This window comes from Dyella sp. AtDHG13, assembly GCF_003201105.1.
In the GTDB taxonomy this organism is placed as follows: Bacteria; Pseudomonadota; Gammaproteobacteria; order Xanthomonadales; family Rhodanobacteraceae; genus Dyella; species Dyella jiangningensis_B.
In genome coordinates this window covers 228,565-250,545 of the sequence record NZ_QICJ01000005.1, presented here as the reverse complement: position 1 = coordinate 250,545, position 21,981 = coordinate 228,565, and the positions used below count along the sequence as shown (strand labels likewise).

Below are 21,981 nucleotides of genomic sequence, written 5' to 3'. Positions count from 1 at the left end.
ATGGCAAAGGGTAAATTCGAACGCACCAAGCCGCACGTCAACGTCGGCACGATTGGTCACGTGGACCACGGCAAGACGACGCTGACGGCTGCGCTGACCAAGGTGGGTGCAGAGCGCTTCGGTGGCGAATTCAAGGCGTACGACGCGATCGACGCGGCGCCGGAAGAAAAGGCGCGTGGTATCACGATCTCGACGGCGCACGTGGAATACGAATCGCCGACCCGCCACTACGCCCACGTGGACTGCCCGGGCCACGCCGACTACGTGAAGAACATGATCACGGGTGCGGCGCAGATGGACGGCGCGATCCTGGTGTGCTCGGCCGCCGACGGCCCGATGCCGCAGACTCGCGAACACATCCTGCTGTCGCGCCAGGTGGGCGTGCCCTACATCGTCGTGTTCCTGAACAAGGCCGACATGGTGGACGACGCCGAGCTGCTCGAACTGGTCGAGATGGAAGTGCGCGAGCTGCTGTCCAAGTACGACTTCCCGGGCGACGACACCCCGATCATCAAGGGTTCGGCCAAGCTGGCGCTGGAAGGCGACCAGTCGGAAATCGGCGTGCCGGCGATCATCGCCCTGGTGGACGCCCTGGACACCTACATCCCGGAACCGCAGCGTGCGATCGACCAGCCGTTCCTGATGCCGGTGGAAGACGTGTTCTCGATCTCCGGCCGCGGCACCGTGGTGACCGGTCGTATCGAGCGCGGCATCATCAAGGTCGGTGACGAAGTGGAAGTGGTCGGCATCCGCCCGACCCAGAAGACCACCGTCACGGGCGTGGAAATGTTCCGCAAGCTGCTGGACCAGGGCCAGGCAGGCGACAACGCCGGTCTGCTGCTGCGCGGCCTGAAGCGCGACGACGTGGAGCGCGGCCAGGTGCTGGCCAAGCCGGGCACGATCACCCCGCACACCGAGTTCGAAGCCGAAGTGTACGTGCTGTCGAAGGACGAAGGTGGCCGTCACACCCCGTTCTTCAAGGGCTACCGCCCGCAGTTCTACTTCCGCACGACCGACGTGACCGGCGCGATCCAGCTGCCGGAAGGCGTGGAAATGGTCATGCCGGGTGACAACATCAAGATGAACGTCACCCTGATCCACCCGATCGCCATGGACCAGGGCCTGCGCTTCGCCATCCGCGAAGGCGGCCGTACCGTCGGCGCCGGCGTGGTGGCCAAGGTCATCAAGTAATACTCGAGGGAATAGGGTAGGGAATAGGGAACAGGAGAGCCAAAGCGCCCAGGGCCGCTTTTCCTGTTCACTATTCCCGATTTACTATTCCCTGTCTTTTTTCTACGCCAGTAGCTCAATTGGCAGAGCAGCGGTCTCCAAAACCGCAGGTTGGGGGTTCGAGTCCCTCCTGGCGTGCCATCTTCCCGAGGATCCACGACGGATGGTGGATGGCATACAGGCCGTAGCCCGGTCGATGCCTCTGTCATCCGATCATGTCGCATGAATACGAAGGCAGAACCGACCAAGGGCGCTTCCGGCGCCGATATCGCCAAGCTGGTGCTGGCCGTGATCGTGCTGGCTGCCGGCATTTTTGCGTATTCGTGGTTCGGTGCCGACGGCTCGGTTCCGCAGTCGGTCCGACTGCTGGGCGTGCTGGCGGCGCTGATCATCTCGCTGGCCATCGGCGCGTTCACCGCCCCGGGCCGCCGGGTGCGCGCCTTCCTTGGCGAATCGCAGTTCGAACTGCGCAAGGTGGTCTGGCCCACCCGCGACGAGACGCTCAAGACGACGGGCATCATCATTGCCGTGGTCATCGTCCTTTCGCTGCTGCTGGGCCTGATCGATCTGATCCTGAAGTCGGTCGTGCTCGACTGGCTGCTCAAGCTCGGTACGTGAGGTGATGGCATGAGCAAGCGTTGGTATGTGGTGCACGCCTATTCGGGCTTCGAAAACCAGGTGAAGCGGTCGCTCGACGAGCGCATCCGCCGCGCCGGAATGGAAGAGAAGTTCGGCGAAGTGCTGGTTCCGACCGAAGAGGTCATCGAGATGCGCAGCGGCCAGAAGCGCCGCAGCGAGCGCAAGTTCTTCCCTGGTTACGTTCTCGTGCAGATCGAGACGGACACCGAGGGCAAGGCGCCCCGCATCGACGACGAGTGCTGGCACCTGGTCAAGGAAACCCCGAAGGTCATGGGTTTCATCGGTGGCACGGCGGATCGCCCGCTGCCGATCCGTGATTCCGAGGCCGACGCCATCCTGAGCCGCGTCCGCGAGGGCGTGGAAAAGCCCAAGCCCAAGGTGCTGTTCGAGCCGGGCGAGATGGTTCGCGTCACCGATGGTCCGTTCAACGACTTCAACGGCGTGGTCGAGGAAGTCAACTACGAAAAGAGCCGTCTGCGCGTCGCGGTGCTCATTTTCGGTCGCTCGACCCCGGTCGAGCTGGAGTTTGGGCAGGTGGAAAAGGCCTAAGCCTTTTCCACAAAGAGGGGACGAAGCTCCTGCTCTCGCCTGTGAGTCGCGATCCAGCCGCTTGAGCGGCACGGGGCTTGCTTAAAACTTGATCAGTCTCTATACTGCGCGGTTCACGCTGGGGTCTTTTGCCCGGCGTGTCCGTGCTTCTGGGGTTCGCGGGATGGCGGACCTTCCTCTCTCAGGGAAGACAACACTGCGAGGAGCCGCAAGGCGCTTGAACTCGCGAGGAACATCCAATGGCAAAGAAAGTAGTTGGTTACATCAAGCTGCAGGTCAAGGCCGGTCAGGCCAACCCGTCGCCGCCGGTGGGTCCGGCGCTCGGTCAGCGCGGCCTGAACATCATGGAATTCTGCAAGGCGTTCAATGCCGCCACGCAGAAGATGGAGCCGGGTCTGCCGATCCCCGTGATCATCACGGCCTACTCCGACCGCAGCTTCACCTTTATCACCAAGACCCCGCCGGCCACCGTCCTGATCAAGAAGGTCACGGGCGTTGCCAAGGGTTCGTCCAAGCCGAACACCGACAAGGTCGGCAAGATCACCCGCAAGCAGCTGGAAGACGTTGCCAAGCAGAAGGAGCCGGATCTCACGGCTGCTGATCTGGACGCCGCGGTGCGCACCATCGCCGGTAGCGCGCGCAGCATGGGTCTGGTGGTGGAGGGCTAAGACATGGCAAAGATCACGAAGCGTATGAAGGCGGCCCAGGCCGCAGTGCAGCCGGGCAAGCTCTATGGCCTGGAAGAAGCCCTGACCATCGTCAAGAACAACGCCAAGGCGAAGTTCGCCGAGTCCGTGGACGTCGCCGTCCGCCTCGGCATCGACGCCAAGAAGTCCGACCAGGGCGTGCGCGGCTCCTCGCTGCTGCCGCACGGCACCGGCAAGACCGTCAAGGTCGCCGTGTTCGTGCCGGCCGGTGAGAAGGCCGAGGCCGCCAAGGCCGCCGGTGCCGACGCCGTCGGCATGGACGACCTGGCCGAGCGCATGCAGGCTGGCGAACTCGACTTCGGTCGCGTGATCGCCACGCCGGATGCGATGCGCGTGGTCGGTAAGCTCGGCCAGCTGCTCGGCCCCCGCGGCCTGATGCCGAACCCGAAGGACGGCTCGGTCACCGCCGACGTCGCCACGGCCGTCAAGAACGCCAAGGCCGGCCAGGTGAAGTTCCGCAACGACAAGGCGGGCATCATCCACGCCACCATCGGCAAGGCCAGCTTCGACGCTGCCCAGCTGGCGGACAACCTGAACGCGCTGGTCAACGACCTGCTGAAGGCCAAGCCGGCGACCGCCAAGGGTCAGTACCTGCAGAAGATCGCCCTGTCGTCCACCATGGGCGTGGGCGTGCCGGTCGATGCGTCGACCCTGACGGTGTCGACCAAGTAAGAAGTTCAAGACCCATGCCGGCCCCGTTGCCGGCATGGGCACGTTTTTGAGGGCAGCCGAGGCTTAGAAGCCGACGCCGCCGTCAAAGACCGCAGGCGCGATCAGCGCGCCACGACGACGAGCAGGGAGCTCGTGTTGGCAAGGAAACGCCGTCGTGGCTAGCGGGTTCGCTTAATCGGGTTCTTCGCGAGCCTGGCCTGCGCAGATGGTGCTGCCCCTTCTGGAATCCTGATGTTCGGGAGTGTTTTCTGGAAAGGCCACCACCCGGGATCTCATCGATCCCCGACGTCACGGATGGCGTCGCTCAGGACCGCAAGCGGCAGGAGTCGCAAGCGGATTTCATAGTGGAGGAGTGATATGGCTCTGAATCTCTCTCAGAAGCAAGAAGTAGTCGCCGAACTGGCAGAAGTTGCCGCGAAGGCTCACTCCTTGGTCGCTGCCGAGTACGCGGGCACCACGGTCGAACAAATGACCGCGATGCGCAAGAAGGCTCGTGAAAGCGGCGTGTTCCTGAAGGTTGTCAAGAACACGCTGGCTTCGCGCGCCGTCGGTGGTACCGAGTTCGAGGTCGTCAAGGACGCCCTGACCGGTCCGCTGCTGTACGCGTTCTCGCTCGAGGAGCCCGGCGCTGCCGGTCGCCTGATCAAGGAATTCGCGAAGACCAATGACAAGCTGAAGGCCAAGGTCGTCTCCGTGGAAGGCAAGCTGCTGCCGGCTGCCCACGTGGATGTGCTGGCCTCGCTGCCGACCCGCGAAGAAGCGCTGGCCATGCTGGCCCGCGTGCTCGCCGAGCCCGCTGCGATGTTCGCCCGCGCCGTCAAGGCCGTGGCCGACAAGCAGGGTGGTGGCGAAGTCGCCGCGGAAGCCACGGCTGAAGCCTAAGTTCGACGCGTATCTCAATCGAATCAATTTCCAGAGGTAATACAAAATGTCCCTGACTAACGATCAGATCGTTGAAGCCGTTGCCGCCAAGTCGCTCATGGAAGTGATGGAGCTGGTGAAGGCCATCGAAGAGAAGTTCGGCGTGTCCGCCGCTGCCCCGGTCATGATGGCCGCCGGCCCGGCCGCCGCTGGCCCGGCTGCCGAAGCGCAGACCGAGTTCGACGTCATCCTGAAGAGCGCCGGCGACAAGAAGGTCGACGTGATCAAGGCTGTGCGTGCGATCACGGGCCTGGGCCTGAAGGAAGCGAAGGACCTGACCGAGGCCGGTGGCGTCGTGAAGGAAGCCGCTTCGAAGGAAGACGCCGAGAAGTTCAAGAAGGACCTCGAAGCTGCCGGCGCCACGGTCGAACTGAAGTAATTGGCGCTCTTGCGCGCCGTCAGTTTGATCTAGCGTCAAAGCAAGCCTGGGGGCGTAAGCCCCCGGGCTTTGCCTGTTGTTGGCAGGGAATGGGGAATAGGGAATTAGGGAGCAGCCCTTGAAGGTGGGTAGCTTTCGATTCTCTATTCCCGATTCTCTATTCCCGATTCATCGAATACACAACCGAGGCGGTACCCACCATGACCTACTCGTTTACCGAGAAGAAGCGCATCCGCAAGGATTTCGGCAAGCGTCCCCCCGTTTTGGGCGTTCCGAACCTGCTGACCATCCAGACCGACTCGTATCGCGAATTCCTGCAGGAGCACGTCGCTCCCAAGCAGCGCGATGACAAGGGTCTCCACGCCGCGCTGAAGTCAGTGTTCCCGATCGTGAGCTATTCGGGCAATGCCGCGCTGGAGTATGTCGACTATCGCCTGGGCGAACCGCCGTTTGACGAGCGCGAGTGCCGCAACCGCGGCATGACGTTCGGCGCGCCGCTGCGTGTGACCGTGCGCCTGGTCATCTACGACAAGGACAGCCCGGCGTCCAAGAAGGCCGTGAAGTACGTGAAGGAGCAGGAAGTCTACATGGGCGAAATTCCGCTCATGACCGACACCGGTACCTTCATCATCAACGGCACCGAGCGCGTCATCGTCTCGCAGCTGCATCGTTCGCCGGGCGTGTTCTTCGATCACGACCGCGGCAAGACGCACAGCTCTGGCAAGCTGCTGTTCTCCGCTCGCGTGATCCCCTACCGCGGTTCCTGGCTCGACTTCGAGTTCGACCCGAAGGACGCGCTGTTCACCCGTATCGACCGTCGCCGCAAGCTGCCGGTGACGGTGCTGCTGCGCGCGCTGGGCTACAGCAACGAAGAGATGCTCGCCATCTTCTTCGAGCACAACGTGTTCCACCTGGGCAAGAAGGGCGGCACCACGCTCGAGCTCGTCGCCGAGCGCCTGCGTGGCGAAACGCTGACCTTCGACCTGACCGTGGGCGACAAGGTGCTGGTGGAAGCCGGCAAGCGCATCACCGCGCGCCACGTGCGCCAGCTCGCCGCCGAGAACATCACCGCGCTGGAAGTGCCGGACGACTACCCGGTCGGCCGCATCCTGGCGATCGACGTGGTCGATCCGAAGACCGGTGAACTGCTGGCCCAGGCCAACGACGAAATCACTGCCGAGCAGCTGGAAAACTTCCGCAAGGCCGGCATCGAAGTCGTGCCGACGTTGTACGTCAACGATCTCGATCGCGGCGCGTACATCTCGCACACCCTGCGCATCGACAACACCAAGACGCCGCTCGAGGCGCTGGTGGAAATCTACCGCATGATGCGCCCGGGCGAGCCGCCGACCAAGGACGCCGCGCAGAACCTGTTCTACAACCTGTTCTTCACCTTCGACCGCTACGACCTGTCGGCCGTGGGTCGCATGAAGTTCAACCGTCGCGTGGGCCGTCAGGAGATCGTCGGTCCGGGCGTGCTGTACGACAAGAAGTACTTCGCCGACCGCAAGGAAGAGGAAGCCCAGGAACTGGTCAAGTCGCAGGGCGACCAGTCCGACATCCTCGACGTGCTCAAGGTGCTCATCGACATCAAGAACGGTCACGGCACCGTCGACGATATCGACCACCTGGGCAACCGCCGCGTGCGTTCGGTCGGTGAAATGGCGGAGAACACCTTCCGCATCGGCCTGGTGCGCGTCGAGCGCGCCGTGCGCGAGCGCCTGTCGCTGGCCGAGTCCGAAGGCCTGACCCCGCAGGAACTGATCAACGCCAAGCCGGTCGCGGCGGCGGTGAAGGAGTTCTTCGGCTCCTCGCAGCTCTCGCAGTTCATGGACCAGAACAACCCGCTGTCGGAAGTGACGCACAAGCGTCGCGTCTCGGCACTGGGCCCGGGCGGCCTGACCCGCGAGCGCGCAGGCTTCGAAGTGCGCGACGTGCATCCGACCCATTACGGCCGCGTCTGCACCATCGAAACGCCGGAAGGTCCGAACATCGGCCTGATCAACTCGCTCGCCGTTTACGCGCGCACCAACCAGTACGGCTTCCTCGAGACGCCGTACCGCAAGGTCGTGGGCGGCAAGGTCACCGACCAGGTGGATTACCTCTCGGCCATCGAAGAAGGCGACCACGTCATTGCGCAGGCGAACTCGCCGCTCAAGGACGGCGCGTTCATCGAAGACTTCGTGTCCTGCCGTTTCCGCGGCGAGTCCGAGCTGCGTCCGGCTGCTGAAGTCGACTACATGGACGTCTCGCCCATGCAGACGGTGTCGGTCGCTGCCGCGCTCGTGCCGTTCCTGGAGCACGACGACGCGAACCGCGCGCTCATGGGCGCGAACATGCAGCGCCAGGCCGTGCCGACCCTGCGTTCGCAGACCCCGCTGGTGGGTACCGGCATCGAGCGCGCCGTGGCGCGTGACTCGGGCGTCATCGTCACCGCCAAGCGCGGCGGCGTGATCGACCAGGTCGACGCCGGCCGTATCGTGGTGCGCGTGAACGAGGAAGAAGTCGGCGACAACGACGCCGGCGTCGATATCTACACGCTGACCAAGTACACCCGCTCCAACCAGAACACCAACCTCAACCAGCGTCCGCTGGTGAACGTGGGTGACGTGGTGGCGAAGGGCGACACGCTGGCCGACGGTTCGTCGACCGACCTGGGCGAGCTCGCGCTCGGCCAGAACATGCTGATCGCCTTCATGCCGTGGAACGGCTACAACTTCGAAGACTCGATCCTGCTCTCCGAGCGCGTCGTGCAGGAAGACCGCTACACCTCGATCCACATCGAGGAGCTGTCGTGCATCGCGCGTGACACCAAGCTGGGCGCCGAGGAAATCACCGCCGACATCCCGAACGTGGGTGAGCAGGCGCTGGCCCGCCTCGACGAATCCGGCATCGTGTACATCGGCGCGGAAGTGAAGGCCGGCGACATCATGGTCGGCAAGGTCACGCCCAAGGGCGAGAGCCAGCTCACGCCGGAAGAGAAGCTGCTGCGCGCGATCTTCGGCGAGAAGGCTTCGGACGTGAAGGACAGCTCGCTGCGCGTGCCGCCGGGCATGGACGGCACCGTCATCGACGTGCAGGTCTTCACCCGCGACGGCATCGAGAAGGACAAGCGCGCCCGCCAGATCGAGGAAATGGAAATCAAGCGTATCCGCAAGGACCTTGACGACCAGTTCCGCATCCTCGAAGGCGCGATCTACAACCGCATGCGCCTGCAGCTCGTCGGCAAGACCGCGATGAGCGGCCCGGGCGGCCTCAAGCGCGGCGCCGAGATCACCGACGCCTACCTCGACGGCCTGAAGAAGGACGACTGGTTCAAGATCAACGTCAAGGAAGAGGACGTCACCGAATTCCTCGAGCGCGCGGCCGATCAGATCAAGCGCCACAAGGAAGAGTTCGACAAGCGCTTCAAGGAGAAGCAGGGCAAGATCACCCAGGGCGACGACCTCGCGCCGGGCGTGCTCAAGATGGTCAAGGTGTTCCTGGCCGTGAAGCGCCGCATCCAGCCGGGCGACAAGATGGCCGGTCGCCACGGTAACAAGGGTGTGGTGTCCAACGTGGTGCCGGTGGAGGACATGCCGTTCTCCGAAGACGGTACCTCGGTCGACATCGTGCTGAACCCGCTGGGCGTGCCGTCGCGTATGAACATCGGCCAGATTCTGGAAGTGCATCTTGGCTGGGCCGCGAAGGGCCTGGGCAAGAAGATCCAGAAGATGCTCGAGGCGCAGGCCAAGGTGTCGCAGATCCGCGAGTTCCTCGACCAGGTGTACAACCACCACGTCGCCGGCGCCGTGCAGCATGTCGACCTGAAGTCGCTGACCGACGAGGAAATCCTCGCGCTGGCGAACAACCTGCAGGAAGGCGTGCCGATGGCCACCCCGGTGTTCGACGGTGCCGAGGAAACCGAGATCAAGGCGATGCTCAAGCTTGCCGATCTGCCGGAATCGGGCCAGACCACGCTGTACGACGGCCGCACCGGCGAGGCGTTCGATCGCCCGGTCACCGTGGGCTACATGCACTACCTGAAGCTGAACCACCTGGTCGACGACAAGATGCACGCGCGTTCGACCGGTCCGTACTCGCTCGTCACGCAGCAGCCGCTGGGTGGCAAGGCGCAGTTCGGTGGCCAGCGCTTCGGTGAAATGGAAGTCTGGGCGCTGGAAGCCTACGGCGCGGCCTACACCCTGCAGGAAATGCTGACGGTGAAGTCCGACGACGTGCAGGGTCGCAACCAGATGTACAAGAACATTGTCGACGGCAACCACGAGATGGCGGCGGGCATGCCGGAATCCTTCAACGTGTTGGTGAAGGAAATCCGCTCGCTCGGTATCGATATCGATCTGGAAGAAGTGAAGTGAGTTGAGGAGGCAACGAGGAGAACTCCTCGTTGCCTCTGACTGATTCTCCATTCCTTATTCCCGATCTTCGGAGACATCCATGAAAGACTTGCTCAATCTGTTCAACCAGCAGCGCACCGCGCCTGACTTCGATGCGATCAAGATCGCTCTGGCTTCGCCGGAGCTGATCCGCTCGTGGTCGTACGGCGAAGTGAAGAAGCCGGAGACGATCAACTACCGCACCTTCAAGCCCGAGCGTGACGGCCTGTTCTGCGCCGCCATCTTCGGCCCGGTGAAGGACTACGAGTGCCTGTGCGGCAAGTACAAGCGCATGAAGCACCGCGGCGTGGTGTGCGAAAAGTGCGGCACGGAAGTGACGCTGGCCAAGGTGCGCCGCGAGCGCATGGGCCACATCGAACTGGCCTCGCCCACTGCGCACATCTGGTTCCTCAAGTCGCTGCCCTCGCGCATCGGCCTGATGCTGGACATGACCCTGCGCGACATCGAGCGCATCCTGTACTTCGAAGCCTTCGTGGTGATCGATCCGGGTCTGACCGCGCTCGAGCGCGGCCAGCTGCTCAGCGAAGACCAGTACCTGGAAGCCGTGGAAGAGCACGGCGACGAGTTCGACGCCCGCATGGGCGCGGAAGCCGTGTATGAGCTTCTGAAGTCCCTGGATCTTCCGGGCGAAGTCGTGCGCCTGAAGGAAGAAATCGCCTCCACCAACTCCGAGACCAAGCTCAAGCGCCTCACCAAGCGCGTGAAGTTGATCGAGGCGTTCCTGGAGTCGGGCAACCGTCCGGAATGGATGGTGCTGACCGTGCTGCCGGTGCTGCCGCCGGACCTGCGTCCGCTGGTCCCGCTGGACGGTGGCCGTTTCGCCACGTCCGACCTGAATGACCTGTATCGCCGCGTCATCAACCGCAACAACCGCCTGCGTCGCCTGCTCGAACTCAACGCGCCCGACATCATCGTGCGCAACGAAAAGCGCATGCTGCAGGAATCGGTCGACGCGCTGCTCGACAACGGCCGCCGCGGCCGTGCCATCACCGGCACGAACAAGCGCGCGCTGAAGTCGCTGGCCGACATGATCAAGGGCAAGCAGGGCCGCTTCCGCCAGAACCTGCTCGGCAAGCGCGTGGACTACTCCGGTCGTTCGGTGATCGTGGTGGGCCCGACCCTGCGCCTGCACCAGTGCGGCCTGCCGAAGAAGATGGCGCTGGAGCTGTTCAAGCCCTTCATCTTCGCCAAGCTGCAGGCTCGCGGCGAGGCGACCACCATCAAGGCCGCCAAGAAGCTCGTCGAGCGCGAGGAAGGCCAGGTGTGGGACATCCTCGAAGAGGTGATCCGCGAACATCCGGTCATGCTCAACCGTGCGCCGACGCTGCACCGTCTGGGCATCCAGGCGTTCGAGCCGAAGCTGATCGAAGGCAAGGCCATCCAGCTGCACCCGCTCGTCTGTACCGCGTTCAACGCGGACTTCGACGGTGACCAGATGGCCGTGCACGTGCCGCTCTCCATCGAGGCGCAGCTCGAAGCGCGCGCCCTGATGATGGCGACCAACAACATCCTGTCGCCCGCCAACGGCGAGCCGATCATCGTGCCGACCCAGGACGTGGTGCTGGGCCTGTACTACATGACCCGCGAGCTGGTGAACGCGAAGGGCAACGGCATGGTGTTCTCGGGCATCGGCGAAGTTCGCCGCGCCTACGACAACCGCGCCGTGCAGCTGCACGCCAAGGTCAAGGTCCGCATCAAGCAGGTGCAGATCGACGAGGACGGCAACCGCACCGAAACCACCCAGCTGGTCGACACCACCGTGGGTCGCGCGCTGCTGCTCGAAATCATGCCCGAAGGCCTGCCGTTCGCGCTGGCCAACGTCGAGCTGACCAAGAAGAACATCTCGCGCCTGATCAACCAGTGCTACCGCCGCCTGGGCCTGAAGGACACCGTGATCTTCGGCGACCAGCTGATGTACACCGGTTTCCGCTTCGCCACGCGCGCCGGCATCTCCATCGGCATCGACGACATGATCATCCCGGATCAGAAGAAGCCGATCCTGGAAGAGGCCGAGAAGGAAGTGGTCGAGATCCAGGAGCAGTACCAGTCCGGTCTCGTCACCGCCGGCGAGCGCTACAATAAGGTCGTCGACATCTGGTCGCGCACCAACGAACTCGTCGCCAAGGCGATGATCGACGGCATCGGCACCGAGAAGGTGGTCGATGCCGAAGGCAACACGGTCAACCAGAAGTCCATGAACTCGCTGTACATCATGGCCGACTCGGGCGCCCGTGGTTCGGTGGCCCAGATTCGTCAGCTGGCCGGTATGCGCGGCCTGATGGCTCGCCCGGACGGCTCGATCATCGAGACGCCCATCAAGGCGAACTTCCGCGAAGGCCTGAACGTTCTGCAGTACTTCAACTCCACCCACGGTGCCCGTAAGGGTCTGGCGGATACGGCGCTGAAGACGGCGAACTCCGGTTACCTGACCCGTCGTCTCGTGGACGTGGCGCAGGACGTGGTGATCACCTCGTACGACTGCGGTACCGACGAAGGCATCACCATGCAGCCGATCGTGGAAGGCGGCGACGTGGTCGAGCCGCTGCGCGACCGCGTGCTCGGTCGCGTGGCGCTGGAAGACGTCTACGGCCCGGGCGAAGACAACGAGCCGATCGTCACCCGCGACACCCTGCTGGACGAAGCCCTGGTCGAGAAGCTCGACAAGGCCGGCGTGCAGTCGGTCAAGGTGCGCTCGCCCATCACCTGCGCCGCCGATCACGGCGTGTGCGCACTGTGCTACGGCCGCGACCTGGCCCGTGGCCACCTGGTGAACATGGGTGAAGCCGTAGGTGTGGTGGCGGCGCAGTCCATCGGTGAGCCGGGTACCCAGCTGACCATGCGTACGTTCCACATCGGTGGTGCGGCGTCGCGTGCGGCGGCGGTCGACAACGTGACGGTGAAGACCACCGGCACGCTGAAGTTCAACAACCTCAAGACCGTGCAGCACGCCCAGGGCCACCTGGTGGCCGTGTCGCGTTCGGGCGAAGTCAGCGTCATCGACGCCAACGGCCGCGAGCGCGAGCGCTACAAGGTGCCTTACGGCGCCACGATTACCGTCAAGGATGGCGATGCGGTCAAGGCCGGCCAGGCCGTGGCCAACTGGGATCCGCATACCCACCCGATCGTGTCGGAAGTGGCCGGTACCGTGCGTTTCATCGACTTCATCGATGGCGTCACCGTGCAGAGCCAGACCGACGAACTGACCGGCCTGGAGTCGGCGGTGGTGACCGATCCGAAGCGCCGTGGTACGGCCGCCAAGGATCTGCGCCCGATCGTGCGCCTGGAAGACGCCAAGGGTCGCGAGCTGAAGCTGCCGGGCACCGACGTGCCGGCGCAGTACATGCTCCCGGCCGGCGCCATCGTGTCGATCCAGAACGGTGCGCAGGTGGGCGTGGGTGACGTGGTTGCCCGTATCCCGCAGGAAACCTCCAAGACCCGCGACATCACGGGTGGTCTGCCGCGCGTGGCCGACCTGTTCGAAGCGCGCAAGCCGAAGGAGCCGGCGATCCTCGCCGAGCGTTCGGGCGTGGTCAGCTTCGGCAAGGACACCAAGGGCAAGCAGCGCCTCATCATCAAGGACGTGGACGGCAACGAGCACGAAGAGCTGATTCCCAAGTGGCGTCAGGTCATCGTGTTCGAAGGCGAGCACGTGGAGAAGGGCGAAACCATCGTGGACGGCGAGCCGAGCCCGCACGACATCCTGCGCCTGCTGGGTGTCGAGCCGCTGGCCGCCTACCTGGTCAAGGAAATCCAGGACGTCTACCGGCTGCAGGGCGTGAAGATCAACGACAAGCACATCGAGGCGATCATTCGCCAGATGCTGCGCAAGGTGGAAATCACCGATCCGGGTGAGAGCCACTACCTGCGTGGCGAGCAGGTCGAGCGCGTGCGCATCAACAGCGAGAACGAGCGTGCCATCAAGCGCGGCGAGCGTCCGGCGGAATTCCAGTCGGTGCTGCTGGGCATCACCAAGGCCTCGCTGGCCGCGGAATCCTTCATCTCGGCGGCGTCCTTCCAGGAAACCACCCGAGTGCTGACGGAAGCCGCGGTCCGCGGAACGCGCGACACCTTGCGTGGCCTGAAGGAAAATGTTATTGTCGGCCGTCTCATTCCGGCAGGTACGGGTCTGGCGTATCACGCATCGCGTCATCGCCAGGGCGGTCTGACCGCCTCGGAGCTTGAAACCCTCTCCGGCTCCGCTTCGTCGGCTTCTTTCGCAGAAGCCACCACCGGTAGCGACATTGGTGTGGAGTAAGCCCCTCACGGGTTCTACTCGCTGACATACGAAATGAGGCGCAAGGAGTGCGCCTCGTGTTCGGGCCATGGCCGGCAGGGCGTCAGCTTGTCTGTGACAGGCTGCCCATGTTAAATTCCCGCTTCTTGGCAGACCGAGCCGGTTCGGTCTGCCTTTATGTTTCTCAGGAACTGCTTCAGATGACGACAGTCAACCAGTTGGTTCGCAAATCCCGTAGCCCGAAGACCTACAAGAGTGCTTCGCCGGCTTTGCAGAACAGCCCGCAGCGTCGCGGCGTGTGCACGCGCGTGTATACCACGACCCCGAAGAAGCCGAACTCGGCTCTGCGCAAGGTCGCCAAGGTGCGCCTCACCAATGGCTACGAAGTGATCAGCTACATCGGTGGCGAAGGTCACAACCTGCAGGAGCACTCCGTGGTCCTGATCCGTGGCGGCCGCGTCAAGGATCTCCCGGGCGTGCGTTACCACACCGTGCGCGGCAGCCTCGACTGCGCCGGCGTCACCAAGCGCCGTCAGTCGCGCTCCAAGTACGGCGCCAAGCGCCCGAAGTCCTGATCTTTAGGAAATAACTATGTCGCGTAAAGGTTCCCATCCCGCCCGCCTGGTCCTGCCGGACCCCAAGCACGGCAGCCAGCTGATCGCCCGCTTCATCAACATGGTGATGAAGAGCGGCAAGAAGTCGGTCGCCGAGAGCATCGTCTACGGTGCCCTTGACCACCTGGGCGAAAAGAACGCCGAGCCGGTTCAGCTCGTCGAGAAGGCCCTCAACAACATCGCTCCCGCGGTCGAGGTGAAGTCCCGTCGCGTCGGCGGCGCCACCTACCAGGTGCCGGTCGAAGTGCGTCCGGGCCGCCGCATGGCGCTGGCCATGCGCTGGGCCATCGAATCCGCCCGCAAGCGTGGCGAGACCTCGATGCCGCGCAAGCTGGCCGCCGAGCTGCTCGAAGCGTCGGAAAACCGTGGTGGCGCGATCAAGAAGCGCGAAGAAACCCACCGCATGGCAGAGGCCAACAAGGCCTTCTCGCATTACCGCTGGTAAGCAGTACAGCTAGAACTTTCAGAGGTTAAGACCGTGGCACGCACCACTCCTATCGAGCGCTACCGCAACTTCGGCATCATGGCTCACATCGATGCCGGCAAGACCACCACCACGGAGCGCATCCTGTTCTACACCGGCGTCAGTCACAAGATTGGCGAGGTGCACGACGGTGCGGCAACGATGGATTGGATGGAGCAGGAGCAGGAGCGCGGCATCACCATTACGTCGGCGGCAACGACGGCGTTCTGGAAGGGCATGGACCGCTCCCTGCCCGAGCATCGCTTCAACATCATCGACACCCCAGGTCACGTGGACTTCACCATCGAAGTGGAGCGCTCGCTGCGCGTGCTCGACGGTGCGGTGTTCGTGCTCTGCGCCGTGGGTGGTGTGCAGCCGCAGTCCGAGACCGTCTGGCGTCAGGCCAACAAATACAAGGTGCCGCGCCTTGCGTTCGTCAACAAGATGGACCGCACTGGCGCGAACTTCTACAAGGTCGTCGACCAGCTGAAGGCTCGCCTGGGTGCCAACCCCGTGCCGATGCAGGTGCCGATCGGCGCCGAAGACAACTTCGACGGCGTGGTCGACCTGCTCAAGATGAAGGCGATCGTGTGGGACATGGAGTCCCAGGGCATGAAGTTCGAGTACGCCGACATCCCGGCCAACCTGGCGGACAAGGCGGCCGAAGCCCGTGCGTATATGGTCGAGTCGGCGGCCGAAGCCTCCGAAGAGCTGATGAACAAGTATCTGGAAGAGGGCGAGCTCTCTGAAGAGGAAATCATCGGCGGCCTCCGTTCGCGCACGCTGTCCAGCGAGATCATCCCGGTCTACTGCGGCACCGCGTTCAAGAACAAGGGCGTGCAGGCCATGCTCGACGCCGTGGTGAACCTGCTGCCGTCGCCGGTCGACCGTCCGCCGGTGCAGGGCGTGGACGACGACGAGAAGGAAGCCACCCGTACGGCTGACGACTCGGCTCCGTTCTCGGCGCTGGCGTTCAAGATCATGACCGACCCGTTCGTGGGTTCGCTCACGTTCTTCCGCGTCTACTCGGGCACGCTCAACGCGGGCGACCAGGTGTACAACCCGGTCAAGTCCAAGAAGGAGCGCATCGGCCGCATCCTGCAGATGCACGCCAACGAGCGTCAGGAAATCAAGGAAGTCCGCGCTGGCGACATCGCCGCGGCGGTCGGCCTGAAGGACGTGACGACCGGTGACACGCTGTGCTCGCAGGATCACATCATCACCCTGGAGCGCATGACGTTCCCGGAGCCGGTGATCTCGATGGCGGTCGAGCCGAAGACCAAGTCCGACCAGGAAAAGATGGGCATCGCGCTGGGTCGCCTGGCTGCCGAAGATCCGTCCTTCCGCGTGCGTACGGACGAAGAATCCGGCCAGACCATCATCTCGGGCATGGGCGAGCTGCACCTGGACATCCTCGTGGACCGCATGAAGCGCGAGTTCAACGTGGAAGCCAACGTCGGCAAGCCGCAGGTGGCCTACCGCGAAACGATCCGCAAGAGCGACGTCAAGTCGGACTACAAGCACGCCAAGCAGTCGGGCGGTAAGGGTCAGTACGGTCACGTGGTGATCGAGCTGTCGCCGATGACCGAAGAGGACCGCAAGAACGATGGCGTCAAGGACGATTTCCTGTTCTTGAACGAAATCACCGGTGGCGTGATCCCGAAGGAATTCATCCCGTCGGTCGAAAAGGGTCTGCGCGAAACCATCACCAGCGGTCCGCTCGCGGGCTTCCCGGTGGTGAACGTGAAGGTCAAGCTGGTGTTCGGTTCGTACCACGACGTCGACTCGTCCGAAATGGCGTTCAAGCTCGCCGCGTCGATGGCCTTCAAGGAAGGCTTCCGCAAGGCCGATCCGGTCCTGCTCGAGCCCATCATGAAGGTCGAAGTGGTGACGCCGGAAGACTACGTCGGTGACGTCATGGGCGACCTGAGCCGCCGTCGCGGCCTGCTCCAGGGCCAGGACGACACGCCGTCGGGCAAGACCATCAACGCGATGGTCCCGCTGGGCGAGATGTTTGGTTATGCGACGACCATTCGTTCGCTGACCCAGGGTCGCGCCACCTTCACGATGGAGTTCGACCACTACGCTGAAGCGCCGAACAACATCGCTGAGCAGGTCATGAAGAAGGCCTGATAAGGCCTTCTTCCTCCACACTACCGTTCTTTTTTAGAGGTTTAAGTCATGGCAAAGGGTAAATTCGAACGCACCAAGCCGCACGTCAACGTCGGCACGATTGGTCACGTGGACCACGGCAAGACGACGCTGACGGCTGCGCTGACCAAGGTGGGTGCAGAGCGCTTCGGTGGCGAATTCAAGGCGTATGACGCGATCGACGCGGCGCCGGAAGAAAAGGCGCGTGGTATCACGATCTCGACGGCGCACGTGGAATACGAATCGCCGACCCGCCACTACGCCCACGTGGACTGCCCGGGCCACGCCGACTACGTGAAGAACATGATCACGGGTGCGGCGCAGATGGACGGCGCGATCCTGGTGTGCTCGGCCGCCGACGGCCCGATGCCGCAGACTCGCGAACACATCCTGCTGTCGCGCCAGGTGGGCGTGCCCTACATCGTCGTGTTCCTGAACAAGGCCGACATGGTGGACGACGCCGAGCTGCTCGAACTGGTCGAGATGGAAGTGCGCGAGCTGCTGTCCAAGTACGACTTCCCGGGCGACGACACCCCGATCATCAAGGGTTCGGCCAAGCTGGCGCTGGAAGGCGACCAGTCGGAAATCGGCGTGCCGGCGATCATCGCCCTGGTGGACGCCCTGGACACCTACATCCCGGAACCGCAGCGTGCGATCGACCAGCCGTTCCTGATGCCGGTGGAAGACGTGTTCTCGATCTCCGGCCGCGGCACCGTGGTGACCGGTCGTATCGAGCGCGGCATCATCAAGGTCGGTGACGAAGTGGAAGTGGTCGGCATCCGCCCGACCCAGAAGACCACCGTCACGGGCGTGGAAATGTTCCGCAAGCTGCTGGACCAGGGCCAGGCAGGCGACAACGCCGGTCTGCTGCTGCGCGGCCTGAAGCGCGACGACGTGGAGCGCGGCCAGGTGCTGGCCAAGCCGGGCACGATTACCCCGCACACCGAGTTCGAAGCCGAAGTGTACGTGCTGTCGAAGGACGAAGGTGGCCGTCACACCCCGTTCTTCAAGGGCTACCGCCCGCAGTTCTACTTCCGCACGACCGACGTGACCGGCGCGATCCAGCTGCCGGAAGGCGTGGAAATGGTCATGCCGGGTGACAACATCAAGATGAACGTCACCCTGATCCACCCGATCGCCATGGACCAGGGCCTGCGCTTCGCCATCCGCGAAGGCGGCCGTACCGTCGGCGCCGGCGTGGTGGCCAAGGTCATCAAGTAAGACCTCAGGGAAGCCACTTTCGGGTGGCGACCGAAAAAACCGGCCTTCGGGCCGGTTTTTTTTCAACAAATTCAGCGCAAAGAGGGATTTGGGACTTTTCTTCGGCTGATTTTGCAGATATAGTTGCTGTCTTGCCTGTCGACGGGCTCCGGCTCGGTCGACCTTACAGCGAAATGAGGCACAGGAAGTGCTTCGAGTTCGCTGGCCGGGATGGCCAATACGCAAGAGAGGGCTTGGGCAACGAAGCATGACGCTTTGTTGACCTGGCCGTTTCGCGCGTTTTATACTTTTTCGTCTGGGCGGGCCCTTTTGGGGGCCTGCCTAGTCTTTTAAGGCCGTTTTTTGATGGGTTTCTCGTCGACGCGGCCAGTTGTACCGCAGTAAATGGGTTGTGCGGGTGGGTGAGAAGCCCATCCGGTTCACAGAATTTGTTCTTTCGATAACAGGACACGGTTTATGGCGAACCAAAAGATTCGCATCCGGCTCAAGGCGTTCGATCATCGTCTGATCGACCGTTCGGCCAGCGAAATCGTCGAGACGGCCAAGCGCACTGGCGCTACGGTCCTCGGCCCGATTCCGCTGCCGACCAAGATCGAGCGTTACACCATTCTGGTGTCGCCGCACGTCGACAAAGATGCCCGCGACCAGTACGAGACCCGTACGCACAAGCGCGTGCTGGACATCGTCGACCCCAACGACAAGACCGTGGACGCGCTCATGAAGCTTGACCTCGCCGCTGGCGTGGACGTTCAGATCAAGCTTGGTTGAGCGAAGGACAGGATACGAAGATGAGTATCGGACTGGTTGGCCGCAAGTGCGGCATGAGCCGACTCTTCACTGAAGACGGACGCTCGATTCCGGTGACCCTGATTGAGGCCACCCCGAATCGCGTCACGCAGCTGAAGACGGAAGATAACGATGGTTACAGCGCTGTGCAGGTCGCAGCCGGCGTCAAGCGCGCCAGCCTGCTGACGCAGCCGCTGAAGGGTCACTACGCCAAGGCGAAGGTTGAGCCGGGCCGTGGTCTGTGGGAGTTCCGCGTGGCTGCCGAAGATCTCGGCAAGTACAGCGTGGGCGCCGAGATCAAGGCCGACGACGTGTTCCAGGTGGGTCAGATCGTTGACGTCGCCGGCGTGTCGAAGGGCAAGGGCTTCCAGGGCACCATCAAGCGCCACAACTTCACCATGGGTGACGCGACCCACGGTAACTCGCTGTCGCATCGCGCGCCGGGTTCTATCGGTCAGCGTCAGACCCCGGGCCGCGTGTTCCCGGGCAAGAAGATGGCAGGTCACATGGGTGCGGTGAACCGCACGCAGCAGGGCCTGGAAGTGGTCAAGGTCGACGCCGAGCGTCATCTGATCGCGGTGAAGGGCGCGGTGCCGGGTGCTACCGGCGGCGACGTCGTCATCCGTCCGACGACCAAGGGCTGAGGAGAGACGCCATGGAATTGAATGTCATTGGCGCCAAGCCGCTCAACGTGTCGGACGAAGTGTTCGGCGGTGAGTTCAAGCAGGCTCTGATCCACCAGGTGGTTGTGGCCTACCAGGCCGGCGGTCGCGCCGGTACCAAGGCCCAGCTGTCGCGTGGCGAGCTGTCGGGTACCACCAAGAAGTTCAAGAAGCAGAAGGGCGGCGGCGCTCGTCACGGCGATTACCGCGCTCCTATCTTCGTGGGCGGTGGTGTCACGTTCGCGGCCAAGCCGCGCAACTACGAGCAGAAGGTGAACCGCAAGGCTTACCGCGTCGCGCTGCGCTCCATTCTTTCGGAGCTCAACCGCCAGGGCCGTCTGAAGGTTGTCGAGAGCTTCGGCATCGATACCCCCAAGACCAAGGCGATGGTCGCGAAGCTGGCCGAGCTGCAGGTTTCCGGCCGTGTGCTGCTGGTTTCGGAAGACGCCAACGAGGCGACCTTCCTGGCAGCGCGCAACATCCCGTACATCCACGTCGTTGACGTGCTGGCCCTCAACCCGGTCAGCCTGGTCGGTTCCGACCACATCGTCATGACGGTGGAAGCGGTGAAGAAGATCGAGGAGTGGCTGGCATGAGCAACGAACGCATCCTGAATACGCTGCGCGCGCCGCACATCTCGGAAAAGGCCGCTCGCCTGGCTGAGAAGAACCAGTACGTTTTCGTGGTTGCCCCCGAGGCGACCAAGGCCGATGTCCGCGCTGCCGTGGAACAGATGTTCGACGTGAAGGTCGAGCAGGTGAACCTCGTCAACGCCAAGGGCAAGGTCAAGTCCTTCCGTTTCCGCGCTGGCAGCCGCCAGGGCAAGCGCAAGGCCTACGTTCGCCTCGCCGATGGCCAGACCATCGACGTGTCGGTCAAGGCCTGAGCCAGGAGTTGAATTGAGATGGCACTGATCACTCATAAGCCGACCTCCCCCGGACGCCGCGACGCAGTCAGCGTCCGCACCGAAGGTCTGCACAAGGGCGCGCCGTACGCAGCCCTGACCGAAGCCAAGAACAAGAACGGCGGTCGCAACCACTACGGTCGCATCACCGTTCGTCACCAGGGCGGCGGTCACAAGCAGCGTTACCGCATCATCGACTTCAAGCGCGACAAGGAAGGCATCGCCGCCCGCGTCGAGCGCATCGAGTACGATCCCAACCGCACCGCGCACATTGCGCTGCTGTGCTACGCCGATGGCGAGCGCCGCTACATCATCGCGCCCAAGGGCGTGCAGGTGGGTGACCGTCTGGTGTCGGGCAGCGACGCGCCGATCAAGGCTGGCAACAGCCTGCCGCTGCGCGCGATCCCGGTGGGTTCGACCATCCACTGCATCGAGATGAAGCCGGGCAAGGGCGCGCAGATCGCTCGCTCCGCCGGCGCCTCGGTCCAGCTGGTGGCCCGCGAGTCCGGCTACGCCACGCTGCGTCTTCGCTCCGGCGAAATGCGCCGCGTGCCGGTCGACTGCCGCGCCACCATCGGTGAAGTGGGCAACAGCGAACACAGCCTGAAGAAGCTCGGCAAGGCCGGCGCGAAGCGTTGGCTCGGTATCCGTCCGACCGTCCGCGGCGTTGTGATGAACCCGGTCGACCACCCGCACGGTGGTGGTGAAGGCCGTACCTCCGGTGGCCGTCATCCGGTCAGCCCGTGGGGCACGCCGACCAAGGGTTACAAGACCCGCAACAACAAGCGCACGCAGCAGTTCATCGTGCGTCGCCGCAAGTAATAGGAAACGTCTATGCCGCGCTCTCTAAAGAAAGGTCCGTTCGTTGACCTGCACCTTATCAAGAAGGTGGAAGCCGCCGTTTCCGCCAACAACAAGCGTCCGATCAAGACCTGGTCGCGCCGCTCGATGATCCTCCCGGAGATGGTTGGCCTGACCATCGCCATTCACAACGGCCGTCAGCATGTCCCCGTGCTGGTCAACGAGAACATGGTCGGGCACAAGCTCGGCGAGTTCGCGACGACCCGCACCTTCAAGGGCCATGGCGGCGACAAGAAGGGCAAGTGATGAGCACTGAAGCCAAAGCGATCCTGCGCAGCGCCCGCATTTCGGCGCAGAAGGCACGCCTGGTAGCTGACCTGGTCCGCGGTATGCCCGTGGGCCGTGCCAGCGACGTGCTCCAGTTCACCAACAAGAAGGCCGCGCACATTGTTCGCAAGGTGCTGCTGTCGGCCGTCGCCAACGCCGAGAACAACCTTGGCGCTGACGTCGACGAGCTGAAGGTCTCGCGCATCTTCGTCGACGAAGGTCCGGCGATGAAGCGCATGTATGCCCGCGCCAAGGGTCGCGGTTCCCGCATCCTGAAGCGCACGAGCCACATCACTGTGGTCGTTGGCAACTAAGAGGACATCG

The 21,981-nt window shown here is 63.5% G+C and carries 20 protein-coding genes and 1 tRNA gene; all 21 read left to right on the top strand.

Translation table 11 applies throughout. The features are described 5' to 3' along the window. Complete coding sequence (gene tuf / locus BDW41_RS11055) at nucleotides 1-1,191, top strand: elongation factor Tu (protein WP_074547426.1); 1,191 nt, start codon at nucleotides 1-3, stop codon at nucleotides 1,189-1,191. 104 nt (nucleotides 1,192-1,295) lie between these two features. Next, nucleotides 1,296-1,371: transfer RNA gene (locus BDW41_RS11050), tRNA-Trp, on the top strand. Between the two features lie 81 nt (nucleotides 1,372-1,452). Continuing rightward, complete coding sequence (gene secE, locus BDW41_RS11045; RefSeq protein WP_074552309.1) at nucleotides 1,453-1,848, top strand: preprotein translocase subunit SecE; 396 nt, start codon at nucleotides 1,453-1,455, stop codon at nucleotides 1,846-1,848. 9 nt (nucleotides 1,849-1,857) lie between these two features. Further along, the gene (nusG, locus tag BDW41_RS11040) at nucleotides 1,858-2,418 is read left to right on the top strand and encodes a transcription termination/antitermination protein NusG (RefSeq protein WP_019464004.1); all 561 of its coding nucleotides are present in this window, start codon (nucleotides 1,858-1,860) and stop codon (nucleotides 2,416-2,418) included. 239 nt (nucleotides 2,419-2,657) lie between these two features. Further along, a complete protein-coding gene (gene rplK, locus BDW41_RS11035) occupies nucleotides 2,658-3,086 on the top strand; it encodes a 50S ribosomal protein L11 (RefSeq protein WP_019464005.1) in 429 nt (142 codons plus the stop codon). Between the two features lie 3 nt (nucleotides 3,087-3,089). After that, nucleotides 3,090-3,797: a 50S ribosomal protein L1 gene (gene rplA / locus BDW41_RS11030; RefSeq protein ID WP_074552308.1), complete on the top strand. Its 708-nt coding sequence runs from the start codon at nucleotides 3,090-3,092 to the stop codon at nucleotides 3,795-3,797. Nucleotides 3,798-4,154: 357 nt separating this feature from the next. Beyond that, nucleotides 4,155-4,679, top strand: a complete 525-nt coding sequence (rplJ, locus tag BDW41_RS11025) for a 50S ribosomal protein L10 (protein ID WP_074552307.1) — start codon at nucleotides 4,155-4,157, stop codon at nucleotides 4,677-4,679. A gap of 46 nt (nucleotides 4,680-4,725) precedes the next feature. Then, the gene (gene rplL, locus BDW41_RS11020) at nucleotides 4,726-5,097 is read left to right on the top strand and encodes a 50S ribosomal protein L7/L12 (protein ID WP_074552306.1); all 372 of its coding nucleotides are present in this window, start codon (nucleotides 4,726-4,728) and stop codon (nucleotides 5,095-5,097) included. Between the two features lie 200 nt (nucleotides 5,098-5,297). Beyond that, a complete protein-coding gene (gene rpoB, locus BDW41_RS11015) occupies nucleotides 5,298-9,455 on the top strand; it encodes a DNA-directed RNA polymerase subunit beta (protein ID WP_074552305.1) in 4,158 nt (1,385 codons plus the stop codon). Between the two features lie 79 nt (nucleotides 9,456-9,534). Beyond that, nucleotides 9,535-13,749 (top strand): DNA-directed RNA polymerase subunit beta', encoded by a 4,215-nt coding sequence (gene rpoC, locus BDW41_RS11010; RefSeq protein ID WP_074552304.1) that lies wholly within the window; start codon nucleotides 9,535-9,537, stop codon nucleotides 13,747-13,749. Between the two features lie 179 nt (nucleotides 13,750-13,928). Then, a complete protein-coding gene (rpsL, locus tag BDW41_RS11005) occupies nucleotides 13,929-14,303 on the top strand; it encodes a 30S ribosomal protein S12 (RefSeq protein WP_019464011.1) in 375 nt (124 codons plus the stop codon). A gap of 16 nt (nucleotides 14,304-14,319) precedes the next feature. Beyond that, on the top strand, nucleotides 14,320-14,787 hold the full coding sequence (gene rpsG / locus BDW41_RS11000) for a 30S ribosomal protein S7 (protein ID WP_074552303.1): 468 nt from the start codon (nucleotides 14,320-14,322) through the stop codon (nucleotides 14,785-14,787). A gap of 33 nt (nucleotides 14,788-14,820) precedes the next feature. After that, on the top strand, nucleotides 14,821-16,938 hold the full coding sequence (gene fusA, locus BDW41_RS10995) for an elongation factor G (RefSeq protein ID WP_074552302.1): 2,118 nt from the start codon (nucleotides 14,821-14,823) through the stop codon (nucleotides 16,936-16,938). 48 nt (nucleotides 16,939-16,986) lie between these two features. After that, complete coding sequence (tuf, locus tag BDW41_RS10990) at nucleotides 16,987-18,177, top strand: elongation factor Tu (protein WP_074547426.1); 1,191 nt, start codon at nucleotides 16,987-16,989, stop codon at nucleotides 18,175-18,177. A gap of 456 nt (nucleotides 18,178-18,633) precedes the next feature. Next, on the top strand, nucleotides 18,634-18,945 hold the full coding sequence (gene rpsJ / locus BDW41_RS10985) for a 30S ribosomal protein S10 (protein WP_014402136.1): 312 nt from the start codon (nucleotides 18,634-18,636) through the stop codon (nucleotides 18,943-18,945). A 20-nt stretch (nucleotides 18,946-18,965) separates the two neighbouring features. Next, entirely contained in the window at nucleotides 18,966-19,607 is a 642-nt protein-coding gene (gene rplC, locus BDW41_RS10980; RefSeq protein WP_074547427.1) for a 50S ribosomal protein L3, read from the top strand. A gap of 11 nt (nucleotides 19,608-19,618) precedes the next feature. Beyond that, nucleotides 19,619-20,221 (top strand): 50S ribosomal protein L4, encoded by a 603-nt coding sequence (gene rplD / locus BDW41_RS10975; protein ID WP_074547428.1) that lies wholly within the window; start codon nucleotides 19,619-19,621, stop codon nucleotides 20,219-20,221. Then, complete coding sequence (gene rplW, locus BDW41_RS10970; RefSeq protein ID WP_074547429.1) at nucleotides 20,218-20,511, top strand: 50S ribosomal protein L23; 294 nt, start codon at nucleotides 20,218-20,220, stop codon at nucleotides 20,509-20,511. Before rplD ends, rplW begins: the two co-directional genes overlap by 4 nt. A gap of 18 nt (nucleotides 20,512-20,529) precedes the next feature. After that, nucleotides 20,530-21,351, top strand: a complete 822-nt coding sequence (gene rplB / locus BDW41_RS10965) for a 50S ribosomal protein L2 (protein WP_074547430.1) — start codon at nucleotides 20,530-20,532, stop codon at nucleotides 21,349-21,351. Between the two features lie 12 nt (nucleotides 21,352-21,363). Then, nucleotides 21,364-21,636 carry a 30S ribosomal protein S19 gene (gene rpsS / locus BDW41_RS10960; protein WP_074547431.1) on the top strand — a complete coding sequence of 91 codons (273 nt, stop codon included), beginning with the start codon at nucleotides 21,364-21,366 and terminating at the stop codon, nucleotides 21,634-21,636. Further along, entirely contained in the window at nucleotides 21,636-21,971 is a 336-nt protein-coding gene (gene rplV / locus BDW41_RS10955) for a 50S ribosomal protein L22 (RefSeq protein WP_074547432.1), read from the top strand. Before rpsS ends, rplV begins: the two co-directional genes overlap by 1 nt. The last annotated feature ends 10 nt before the right edge of the window (nucleotides 21,972-21,981 follow it).